The sequence below is a fragment of the Microbacterium marmarense genome (assembly GCF_037204165.1).
Classification (GTDB): domain Bacteria; phylum Actinomycetota; class Actinomycetes; order Actinomycetales; family Microbacteriaceae; genus Microbacterium; species Microbacterium marmarense.
In genome coordinates, this window is sequence record NZ_JBBDGL010000005.1 from 72,600 (window position 1) to 83,711 (window position 11,112).

Below are 11,112 nucleotides of genomic sequence, written 5' to 3' on the forward strand. Positions count from 1 at the left end.
TCTGAAGTGAGCGAAGTGCCCCGGGCCTCCCGGGGCACTTCGTCGTTTTCGCGGCCACTTGGGCACCCGATGCCGTGCCGTGGCAGGACATTCGCGAGATGCGATTAGCGTGGAGCTTGGAGGCATGACGATGGCACGAGTCGGTGGGCGCAACGCCTGGCTTGCCGTGCCCATCGGCTTGATCTGTGCGGCGATTGTGGCAGCTCTGGTCTGGCTTGCAGCGCCAATGACTCCCATTCTCAGCCAGTGGGGCGGCGACATGCTTCGCGAGGCCTCGACGGCAGAACCTGTGCCGTCCGAGCAGCCCAGCCCGACCGAGCTGGCGGCGGAAGAAGGTGACTTCGACTGTCGCGCGATGTACCCCGACTCGCTGTGGGCAGTGATGGCGTGGCAGGCCGGCGCCTTGCTCTCGCAGACAACAGCCGCACCCGCCAGCGAAGCCACCGCGCTCACCGATGCCCTGCAGCCTGTCGTTCGGGTCACGTGTGACTGGAGGTGGCACGAGGGTCATACCGTGGTGTCAACCCTCTCGCGAGTGGGCGAAGACGCAGTCGCTATCGCCGAGGCGTCGCTCGAGGGCGAGGGCTTCACCTGCGCCGAGGTAGATGCGGGCGTGAACTGCACACGAACCAGCGGTGACGTGCGCGAGACGCAGACGGTGCGCGATGGCTGGTGGCTCTCAAGCGTCGAGTCGGCGTGGCATCCTGAAGCGTATGGCGCGCGTCTCAGTGCTTTCGTGTGGGGCGAGGCGGAACCAGCCGAATAGCGGCGAGAGGCGGGGCTATTCGTAGATGCTGGCGACGAGCGCGTCGGTGTAGCCACTCGGGGCAAGGTTCGAATAGCGAGTATCGATCAGCACGCCATCGCGCCAGAACACCGTTCGACCGTCGATGACCGGGTAAGTGGCGTTCTCCCATGTCTTCTCGCACCGCGTGCCGCCGCTCGGGGTGTAGCACGTGAAGTCTTGATCATCGACGAGCTCGTTGAGCATGTCGAGTGCGGGGCCACGTGACATATACGAGATCGTGGTGGTGAGATTTGTCGTGTCGGCCGCGGGGTCTGCCCAGATGCAGATCAAGCTGCCGTCGGGTTGCGACCCTGAGGCGCCGAAGGCGGGGTCGTTCAGCGGAACGCCATCGAGCTCCTGAGCCACCGCCGGCGTGAGCAGTCCGCCGCAGTCCTCAGGGATCTCAGCCTGCGCTTCTGCGGTGGCACTCGGCGTCGCATCCGGTGTGATGGTGGCTATCGGAGTGGGGCTCGGCACCAGCGTCGCGGTCGCCGAGTCGGTGGGTGAGGGGGTGGACTGAGACTCCGACGCGCATCCGGCGAAAACGGCCACGATGGCCAGAATGGATGCTGCCAGCGCGACCCGCGGCGAGGTGTGTCGTCTCATGCGGCAACCCTAATCGTCTTTGCCGACGGCCAGCGAGGACTCTCAGCGCACTTGCGGTGACAAAAACAGCGCGACGCGCCCACGCTCATCCACGGCACGCCTAAGGGAAACATTGCTTGCAGGACGTTATTGTCGGCAAGGCGGGGAAGAGCCCTGCGTGAGGAGTGCCTTCGATGAGTGATCCCAAGTCTTCATACGGCGAGCCGGTAGACGAACCGACGTCTGTCGACGATGTCGTCGGGCGCGCCAACGAGGGTCTTGCCGACGCGGAAGCCGCTCGCGGCGACGCCGTGAACGACGAGACCAGTGCCCCGGAACAAGCCCCGGCCTACGACGGCTCGCCGTCAGCCGCTGACGAGGTGCCGGCGCACGAAGCGCCGATCGACCCGGACGCCAATGTCGAAAAGGCGTGGGCGCAAGAGTATTCGTCGCTTGGCGGCGACCCGATCGCCGAGGCGGCGCCCGTTGCCGATGCGCCAGAGAGTGCGGTTTCGGCTGACGCCACGAATGGTGCCCCGGCCGCGTCGGAGCCGGTAACGACGGCGTACGCGCCATCTGACGACGCCGTCACCACCGCCTACGCACCCGCAGACGCCCCCACGCAAGTTGCCCCCGTCGCGCCCAGCGAGCCAGCGATCGAATACGCGGCCCCCGCCGCGACGGCCTACGCGCAGCAGCCAATCTTCGTTCAGGCCCCCGACGCACCTCACCCTCGAGGCAATCGTGCCGCTGCCGGCGCGATCGGCCTGCTGGCAGCGATCGCGTTCGGAGTGCTGTATCTCGGGGCGTGGCTCGGATTCGGCGCGATCACCGGAGCGGTGACCATTGACAACGTCGGTACGGCCGCATTGGAGGCACTGGCTACCTGGTCGCTCTGGGTTCCCATCGTCGTCTTCTACGTCGCGTTCTGGCTGCTGGGAGCGATCATCAATCGCGGACGGTGGGGAGCGTGGGTCATCTTCGGCCTGCTCGTCGGCGTCGCATCCTATGCTGGCCACATTCTCGGCGCACTCTTCCAGGCGCCGTTTTGGACTCTCACCGCAAGCGAGGGTGCCGCGCTGGCGGAATCCGAGCTGCTTGCCCCGCTCGCCATTGCAGCGTTCGTGATCGGACGCGAGCTCACCATCTGGTTCGGTGCGTGGGTTGCCGCCCGCGGCAAGCGAGTAACCGAGCTCAACGTCGAGGCCCAGCGCGAGTACGAGCGCACGCTCGAGGCGGGCCCGCAGCTCACTCAGCAATAGCCTCGGCAACACACATGACGTCTGAACGCGGCGGTCAGGGCGGTTCCAACCGCCCTGCCGCCGCGTTGGTGTTTGCGTCGATGGGCTACGTCGCGCTAGTGATCTTCGGCCTCGGCATGACGAGCCTGGTGCTCGACCAAGACGTCATCGCGGTGACAGGTCTCGGACAGGCGCCCGCTATCGTGGGGCTCTTGGCGTCGCTGGCAGCGTTTGCCCTCGTGCTCTGGGGAGCAGTCCGTCGAGAGCGCCCCTCGTATTGGGCGTCTGCGACGACAGCGGCGACGGCGTACGTCACCTACGTTGTCGTGCTCTGGCTGACGGCGCTCGTCACCAGCTCAGATGTCGCACGCGCGACGAGCGCGGCCACGTCAATCGCGACGACGTGGTTTGGCGCGGTGATCGCGGCTTCAGCGTTCGTGTGCGCATGGGCGGGTGTTGCGCTGGTGCGCACGCAGGCCTCGCAGCCTCGCTGGCCGTGGGAAGAAGAAAAGCGCGACGACGAAGAATAGTGCCGTGCAGAGGGCACGTCACCACCCATTTCGGCGATGCGGCGCTACCGTGGGGAGGGTGGAGCGGTCAATCGAGACCCAGGTGAGCCAGGCTGTCGACGCCTGGCTGCTTTGGCTGCCTCGATGGGAACCGGCAACGCATCGCGGCCGCGTCGCTCCGTGCCGGCGTTGCTTCGGGTCTCCGGTGCTGTCTGCGGCGGGACTGGGCGCAGATGTGCCGCACGGAGTGCAGCATGGGCTTTCGACGCGAATCAAGACAATCGTCGATCGCGCGGTTGCGGAGTACACCTCGGTGAACCTGCCGATGCTTCAGGCAGAGCTCGACCAGCAAGCCACGCGCAACAGAGCGCGCAGCTATCGGCCCGCGGAGGGACTCGAACCCGAGTTCGAAGGCCTGCCGCTGGATCCCGACCCGGTGCCAGGAGCGCCCTTCTTGTTCACGATCTCAGGCCTGGCCGAAGAGGTCGACTCAGCAGTGCCCGATCTTCCCCCGTTGAGCGCCGAGGCGAAGGCCGCGTTGCGTCAAGAAGTGGGCCTGGCTGACGACTACGCGAACATGGTCGGACGCGAAATCTGCGCGGTGATGCTGCACCATCGCCTTCGCATCCAAACCGCCATTCAGGAGTTCGTCGAGCCGCAGATCGAGGCGATGCTCGAAGAACTCACGCGGTCTCTCGATGCCCCGTTCGACCCGAATGATCCGCTGAACGGCTGATCTCAGCATCCACTGTGTCTGATGGCTTTACACAGCCGAATCAAGAGGGTCAGGAACCCTCGGCGGAATTTGTTAGCATGACCGAGTTTGCGGTGCTTATGCAGCGCTCAGACATCACGAAGCGAACAGCGGAAACAGCGGGGGTTGGCGCATGGCAAGTCGTCTTCCGTCAGCGCCCCCGATCCTGCCTGGCCTCGCCTACATTCGGCCGCTCGGCTCGGGCGGATTCGCCGACGTGTTCTTGTACGAGCAGGACATGCCTCGACGAAGCGTTGCGGTGAAGGTGCTGCCGAGCGACGTGCGCGATGCAGACCTGCGTCGTATGTTCAATGCCGAGGCCGATGTGCTGGCCCGTCTGTCTGCGCACCCGTCGATCGTCACCGTCTACCAGGCGAGCATCTCTGCGGATGGCCGCCCCTACATCGTGATGGAGTACTGCCCGGGCTCACTCGCGCAGCGCTACCGGCTGGAACGCATTCCGGTCGAGGAAGTGCTGGTCACGGGCATTCGCATGGCCAGTGCGCTGGAATCGGCGCACCGTGCCGGTCTCGTGCACCGCGATGTGAAGCCCAGCAACATTCTCATCACGACCTTCGGCACCCCCGTGCTCGCGGACTTCGGCATCTCGTCGTCGTTGCTGAGCCGGAGCGCTGATGAGATGCTGGCGATGTCTATTCCTTGGAGCGCACCCGAGGTGATCTCGGAGTCGACCGCTGGCACCATCTCGAGCGAAGTGTGGAGCCTCGGCGCAACGGTCTATTCACTGCTGGCTGGCCACAGCCCGTTCGAGCGCCGTGAGCGCGGCCAGAACACCAAAGAGCTGTTGCGTCGCCGCATCGCGCGAGCGAGCTACACCGAGATATCGCGCGATGATGTGCCCGCCTCGCTTCAGGCGGCGCTGGCCAAAGCAATGTCTCGAGACCCCGAGCGCAGGTACGCTTCTGCGCTCGACTTTGCGAACGCCTTGCGAATCGTGCAGGCCGAGATGGACCTCTCGCCCACGCCCGTTGAGGTTCCCAATGCAGAGTGGTCGCCCGCTTCTGCGCCGGTCGATTTCGCTGACGCTGAGCTGCGGGGCCCGGCGCGGTCGCGAATTGAGCGAGACGTGACACGCAAGCCTCGCAGCGAAACGGGCATGTCAATGCTGGCCCGTGATGAAGACACCGAGTTCTCGGCACCGTCAGGCTCATCGCGCCCGCGCTGGCACTGGCTCGCGGGCGGTGTCGTGGGCGCCGTCGTCGCGGTCGCCATCGGCGTCGTCGCCACGCTGCTTGCAACAGGCGCACTCTGATGCGCCGCAGCACGACCGCGGGAATCATCGCCGCATCGGTGGTCGCGGCGGTGGTCATCGGCATTAGCGTGGTGTGGCCAGGTTTGGATGCGCAGGACACCCCCGAGGTCGACAACGCAGTGTGGGCATTGCAAACCGGCGAGGGGCGACGCTATGCGCGGGTGAACACCGCCATTGACGAGCTCGACACGGTGCGCGACATCAGCAACCCGGATCGCGTGGTGCAGACAGCGGACGCGGCATATCTGTTCAGCGACAGCCTGAGCAGAGTCACACGAATCGACGAAGCGCAGCCGGTTGACCTCGATGAGACGGCGCTCGCGAGTGCCACTCCAACTCCGGCGGGCACCGTCGCCGTCGTCACGGCCGGTGACTATGTCGCCTACCGCACCGATGCGGGCAGCGTTTTCTTCGGCACGCTCTCAAGCGGCACCACGAGCCAACTCGACCCGCTATCAGACGACGAGAATGCCCAGCAATACGCGGCTGATGCGATCGCGATCGATGAGCGTGGCCGGCTGTTCGCGTATTCTCGCGCCGACGCGGCGGTGCTGACCTATGACATCCCCTCCGACGATGTGCGAGCGCGCGACGAGTTGACTGCCGAGGGGCTAGGCACCCCGACGATCACGGCGGCTGGCGATCAGTGGGCATTGGTTGACGTTGAAGACGGCGAAGTGTGGCTGGGCGACGGCGGGCGCGCGGTTGTCGCCACGACGGGAACCGTTGTCGTTTCTGCTCCAGATGCTGAGGCCGACGCCATCTATGTGGCCGACGAGACATCGCTCATCGCCGTGCCGACCGACGGATCAGAGGTGACCACGCTGGTGGGCGACGGCACCACAGTGAGGGGCGTGCCCGCCGCTCCCGTCAGCAGAGACGGTGCGCTGTACGCTGCCTGGCTCGGGCAGGCCGATACCGGGGGTGTGCTGTGGACTCGCGGCGCGGGCGACGTATTGCTCGACTACGGCGGCGAGAGCCTGCCCGATCAGCGTCGGCCAGTTTTGGTGCTGGGTGAGAGCACGGCCATCCTCAACGACACTCGCTCGGGGTGGGCGTGGAACGTGCCCACCGGCGAACTGCTGGCTTCGAGCCAGGATTGGTCGCTCGACGACCGCACAGATCCAGAAGCCGTGCCCAGCGACGAAGAACGCGAGGTGGTGCTCGAGCCGAAGCCGCCCATCGCCGAGCCGGATGCGTTCGGCGTGCGTGCCGATCAGTTGGTGACGCTCCCCGTGCTGATGAACGACCATGATCCGAACGAAGATGTGCTGACGATCGTTCCCGATTCGGTCACCGGGCTCGATGAGGCTTTCGGCACGGTTCGCATCACCGACGATGGCCAGCGGCTGGCTGTCTTCGTCGCCCCCGGAGCGAGCGGCAGTGCCGAGTTCGCCTACGCGGTGCAGGACGGCACGGCAACAGATGGACTTCGCTCGAAGTCGACATCCGTCATACTCACCGTGCACAGCGACAGCGAGAACGCTGCGCCGCAGTGGTGCGGTGTTGAGGGCTGCTTGCTCGAGTGGCCTCAGCCCGAAGTTACCCGCGGCGGCACGGTGACTGTGCCGGTGCTGCCGGGCTGGGTCGACCCCGATGGCGATCCGCTGCTGCTGCTCGCCGTGCACAACCCCACGCAGATCGGCAGCGTTGCGGCCACGCCAGCGGGCGAAGTGGTCTACCAGCACAGCGACAGCGGTGGCGGCAGTGAAGAGCTCATTGAGCTCACGGTGACCGTGGCCGACACCGCTGGCGAGCAAACCGAACGCCCGCTTGCCATCAGAGTCTCATCGCAGCCACAACTCACCGTGCAGTCGTTTTCGACCATCGACCTTGCTGGCGGACGTACCACGATCGATGTCGCTGGGCACGTCACCGGCACCACGGGTGCGCTGTCGCTCGAATCGGTGCGGGTGCTCGATGACGCGAGCGCGACAGCCACCGCCGTGGGCGGCACGACGCGGTTCGACTTCACTGCAACTGATCCTGGAACGTACCGCGTTGACTTCACCGTGACCGATGGCCTGAGCGATGAGACCGGCACGGCGCTCATCACACTGGTGCCCGCTGACGCCCCGGCACAGCTGTCGACGTCACCCGTTGTTGCATTCGTATACCCCCAAGAAGACGCCACTTTGGACGTATTCACCGCGGTGTCCAATCCCACGCGACGCGTGTTGCTGCTGAGCGATGCGATCGCCACGGCAGAGCCAGGTGCACAGCTGTCGGTGGATGCTGTCGGGCAGAACAACCTTCGCATTTCAGGCACGACAGCAACCGGCGCGGAAGGCCGCCTCGGCACGGTGTCATACGTGGTGAGCGATGGAACCGAAGACTCCGGCGCACGGATCGAAGGCGAAGCGACGGTCTATCTGCTGCCGCCAGCACCTGAACTAGCGCCCATTGCCGTCGACGATTCTGTCGTCGTGCGGGCGGGTGGCCAGATAGACATCCCGGTGCTCGAGAACGATATCGCCCCTTCGGGCGGTGCACCCACGCTGAATCCTGCTTCGGTGGTGTCGTCGGCGTCTGATGCGCTCGCTTTCGCTTCGGCAGACACCCTGCGGTATCTGGCGCCCACGACGCCCGGCGACTACACGATCGACTATGAGGCCTACTCAACGGGAGCGCCCTCGCTTGCAGACAGCGCAACCGTGCGTGTGCGTGTGCTTTCGGCCGACACCAACCGCGCGCCAGTGCCCGAGACCCTTGAAGGTCGGGTGCTGAGCGGCCAGAGCGTGGCGATTGACTTCGACGACTTCGGCATGGACCCAGACGGCGACACCGTCACGCTGGAGCGAATCGTGACCCAGCCTGAGCGAGGCGCGGCGACGATAGCCGCAGACGGGCGCTCGATTCTCTACAGCAGTGTGCCGGGGGATCGCGGGCAGGCGACGTTCCGCTATCAGGTGGTAGATGAATTCGGAGAGCAAGCCGAGGCAATAGCGCGCGTCGGCGTGCTCGACGCTCAGTCGAACCCGAGCCCGGTTACCTTCTCGGACTACGTGCAAGTGCAGGTGGGTGAAGCCAATCAGATCAGGATCAGCCCTCTCGCCAACGACATCGACCCGACCAACGGCTCACTCACGCTGACCGCGGTGCGCCCCGAGCTTCCCGAACAGTTCGCCGATGGCACCGATAACCCTGAGTACGAGCGCCTCGCTGGCCTCATCGAGTCGATGGATGACTCGACGATCGTGATCAATGCGGGTGCTGACACCGGCACGAAGTCGTTCCTGTACGACCTCGAATCCGACTCTGGCAACACCGCGCGCGGACTCATCGTGGTGAGAGTCGTGCGCGACAGGGTTCCCGATTTTCCTATCGTGGACGACACCGTGTTGACCGTGGAAACTCGCGACGAGTTTGTGTCTGGAGTGGATGTTCTCGACGGCAAGGTCGCGTGGTCGGGGGGCGCTGTCGGTGATCTTGAGCTGTCACTGTGGCAAGACCCGACCGATGTCGAGGTCGAGGGGCGGATGCTGAGTGGTGACCTTCCCGCGCAGAGCCGCCTCATCCCCTTCGCCGTCACGGGAGAGGGCGCGTCGGGCGAGGTGACGACGTACGCGTTCCTGCGCGTGCCAGGCGATGAGGATTTGGCGCTCGCGCTGCGCGCAGGCATGCCCGCGCTCGAGGTGACCGAGCTGGAGTCGGTCACCTTCGATATGGCGGAACTGGTCGCGATTCCTCGCGGCACAACAATGCAGGTGGGCAGCTCCGTGACCGTGTCAGGCGCGCGCAGCGAAGCGAGCTGTGCCCGAGACGGCGCGACGAGCGTCACCTATGTGGCAGGAGCGAGCGCGCCGTGGACTGACGCTTGCGTGGTTCCCGTGCGCCTTGAAGGACAAGAGGATTGGACGTACCTCTCTGTTCCGCTCGCCATTCAGGCTCTTGACCCTCAGCCGGTGCTCAGGGCCGGCTCGATGACGGTCGGACCGGGCGAGACCGCCAGTTTCGATCTTCGCGATCTGACGACATGGCAGCTGCGTGAAGACTGGAACAGCATCGAGTATTCGGTGGACTACTCGGGTGCGTCATTCATGGTGACCCAGAGCGGGTCAGAGGTCATCGTCACGGGTCGAGATGCCGCGGTGCCCGGCGCCGAAGAGGCTGCGGTCGTCGCAGTTGTGAGCCACCCGGCGGTGAGCGCAGTGCGGCTCATCATGCGCGTCGGCGCGGCGCCGTCGACGCTTCCGCAGGGCGGATCGATCACCCAACAGTGCTCGCAGTCGAATGGCTCCTCGTGCACGTTCGACGTCATCGGGGCATCCGGCGAGGTCAATCCACTGCCGGGCACACCGCTCGAGGTCGTCGCGGTGCGCGGCACTGGGGCGTGTGTGGGGGTGAGTTTCGCCGTGGCAGGGCCGACCTCGGTCACCGCGAGCTGGACGGATGAGGCGCCGGGCGCCACCTGTGCGGCGAGGTTCTCTGTGAGCGACGCGCAGCAGCGGGTGACGAGCGCGCAACGCGACGGCCGAATACTGCTCGACCTTCTCGGCTATCCCAAAGCTCCCGCCAGCGTCGTGCAGAGCGCATACGACAGTGGCAGTGTCACGCTGCGCGTCGACCCCGGCGACGCTCGTTCCGCGTATCCGGCTTTGACCGGCTTCATCGTGCGTGTCGACGGCGAAACGGTCGCGCGGTGCGCGGCAAACGGAGCGTGTGGTGCTATCCCCGCCCAGAGCGGCCAGAAGCGCACCTATGTCGTGACAGCCGTGAGCGATGTGGGCGAGTCGAAGTCGAGTGTGCGAATCGTTGCGTGGGCGTATGACCCGCCAGCGGCACCGACAAAGGTCGCAGCGACTCCGGTGATCACCTCGGGCGAGGGGGGAGTGGTATCGCTTGTGATCGATGGCATCGACGCCGACCAGACCGGCAGCCTCGAGATCACGAGTGCCGCCGGTGAAACGGTGCGCGTGCCCGTGGTGCGAAACCAGTCCACGATCGAGGTGGGCTCGTATCGAGTGGGCACCAATGTGGCCACGCCCGTGACCGTCACCCCGTACTCTCGGTTCGAGATTCCTAACGGCCTACCTGGCGATCCCTCCGGGGCGTCAGCCAGAGTGACGACAAATGGCATCGGCGCGCCGCGCAATGTGCAGCTCTCGTTGACGGCTACTTCTCACTCAGACGGTACGGCCAGCGTCGAGGCGCGGGTGTCGGCAACGGCGAACGGCACCGGTTCGACGTTGCGGTACGGCGTCGTTCGACAGGGTGAGCCCTGCACGGTCAGCACCGCCGGACCGGTCGTCGTCTTCGAGGGCTTGGCGACCGGCGACGCGTACTCTTTCACCGCGTGTGTGGAGTCGTATCGCAGTGACACCTCATTTGGGCGAAGCGAAGCGCAGCAGACTGTGCGCGCGTACCAGAACCGCACCGCGCCGCAGAACTGGACTTTCGTCGTTGACGCGACCCCCAATGTCGCCGGCCAGCGCGCCGAGTGGATTATTCGCAACCAGCCGACGACCACCGAAGACCTTCCCCGCCGCACTCACGCCGAATTCAGTGGCGGTCCCGCCACGAGCGTCTTCGGTCAAGATCCGGGAATGCGGGTGAGATACGTGCACGACGATTGGCAAGACTGGTCAACACCGTGGGCAGCGGTCAGTCCGCGCGCGGGCAGCGCTCCCTATCAGCTGCAGGTGAGCTGGAACATCTCCACGTGTGTGGGTGGAGCCGAGCTGGCGACCAGCTGGCAGTCGTCGAAGGCGCCCGACGGCTCGGGGGCCAACGTGACCTTCGGCAACAGCGCAGTGCGCTACTACGATGCCTCCGGCGCGCTGCTCGCCCATCCGGCGAACACGTGGACGGTTCCGGTGGGCGCAGTGCTGGTCGAGGGCGTCAGCGTATCGGCGGGCTGGAGTGCGCAAGGGTGGGGGCTTTCCCCCGCGTCGAGCACGCTTTCGGCTACGTGCGACCCCAACCTGCCGATCACACCCGAACCGACACCCTGAAGACGTGCG

The 11,112-nt window shown here is 65.7% G+C and carries 7 protein-coding genes; 6 read left to right on the top strand and 1 reads right to left on the bottom strand.

What is annotated here, in order from left to right:
• Positions 1 to 124 precede the first annotated feature (124 nt).
• Positions 125 to 766 carry a hypothetical protein gene (locus WDU96_RS13165; RefSeq protein WP_337338989.1) on the top strand — a complete coding sequence of 214 codons (642 nt, stop codon included), beginning with the start codon at positions 125 to 127 and terminating at the stop codon, positions 764 to 766.
• A 15-nt stretch (positions 767 to 781) separates the two neighbouring features.
• Here the strand turns inward: WDU96_RS13165 and WDU96_RS13170 are convergent, their stop codons facing one another.
• Positions 782 to 1,393 carry a hypothetical protein gene (locus WDU96_RS13170; RefSeq protein WP_337338990.1) on the bottom strand — a complete coding sequence of 204 codons (612 nt, stop codon included), beginning with the start codon at positions 1,391 to 1,393 and terminating at the stop codon, positions 782 to 784.
• A 173-nt stretch (positions 1,394 to 1,566) separates the two neighbouring features.
• Here WDU96_RS13170 and WDU96_RS13175 point away from each other — a divergent pair, with 173 nt between their 5' ends.
• The 5 genes from WDU96_RS13175 to WDU96_RS13195 all read left to right on the top strand — a co-directional run bounded on the left by WDU96_RS13175 (position 1,567) and on the right by WDU96_RS13195 (position 11,103).
• The gene (locus WDU96_RS13175; protein WP_337338991.1) at positions 1,567 to 2,634 is read left to right on the top strand and encodes an ABC transporter; all 1,068 of its coding nucleotides are present in this window, start codon (positions 1,567 to 1,569) and stop codon (positions 2,632 to 2,634) included.
• A 14-nt stretch (positions 2,635 to 2,648) separates the two neighbouring features.
• The gene (locus tag WDU96_RS13180; protein WP_337338992.1) at positions 2,649 to 3,143 is read left to right on the top strand and encodes a hypothetical protein; all 495 of its coding nucleotides are present in this window, start codon (positions 2,649 to 2,651) and stop codon (positions 3,141 to 3,143) included.
• A gap of 58 nt (positions 3,144 to 3,201) precedes the next feature.
• Entirely contained in the window at positions 3,202 to 3,858 is a 657-nt protein-coding gene (locus WDU96_RS13185; protein WP_337338993.1) for a spermidine/putrescine ABC transporter substrate-binding protein, read from the top strand.
• A gap of 151 nt (positions 3,859 to 4,009) precedes the next feature.
• Positions 4,010 to 5,149: a serine/threonine-protein kinase gene (locus WDU96_RS13190; protein WP_337338994.1), complete on the top strand. Its 1,140-nt coding sequence runs from the start codon at positions 4,010 to 4,012 to the stop codon at positions 5,147 to 5,149.
• Positions 5,149 to 11,103: an Ig-like domain-containing protein gene (locus WDU96_RS13195; protein WP_337338995.1), complete on the top strand. Its 5,955-nt coding sequence runs from the start codon at positions 5,149 to 5,151 to the stop codon at positions 11,101 to 11,103. The genes WDU96_RS13190 and WDU96_RS13195 overlap by 1 nt, the downstream gene beginning before the upstream one ends.
• Positions 11,104 to 11,112: the final 9 nt, after the last annotated feature.

What these genes read in the sequence shown, in the direction of transcription:
- WDU96_RS13165 (WP_337338989.1), top strand. Translation starts at nt 125, where the DNA reads ATGACGATGGCACGAGTCGGTGGGCGCAACGCCTGGCTTGCCGTGCCC.
- WDU96_RS13175 (WP_337338991.1), top strand. Translation starts at nt 1,567, where the DNA reads ATGAGTGATCCCAAGTCTTCATACGGCGAGCCGGTAGACGAACCGACG.
- WDU96_RS13170 (WP_337338990.1), bottom strand. Translation starts at nt 1,393, where the DNA reads ATGAGACGACACACCTCGCCGCGGGTCGCGCTGGCAGCATCCATTCTG.
- WDU96_RS13180 (WP_337338992.1), top strand. Translation starts at nt 2,649, where the DNA reads ATGACGTCTGAACGCGGCGGTCAGGGCGGTTCCAACCGCCCTGCCGCC.
- WDU96_RS13195 (WP_337338995.1), top strand. Translation starts at nt 5,149, where the DNA reads ATGCGCCGCAGCACGACCGCGGGAATCATCGCCGCATCGGTGGTCGCG.
- WDU96_RS13190 (WP_337338994.1), top strand. Translation starts at nt 4,010, where the DNA reads ATGGCAAGTCGTCTTCCGTCAGCGCCCCCGATCCTGCCTGGCCTCGCC.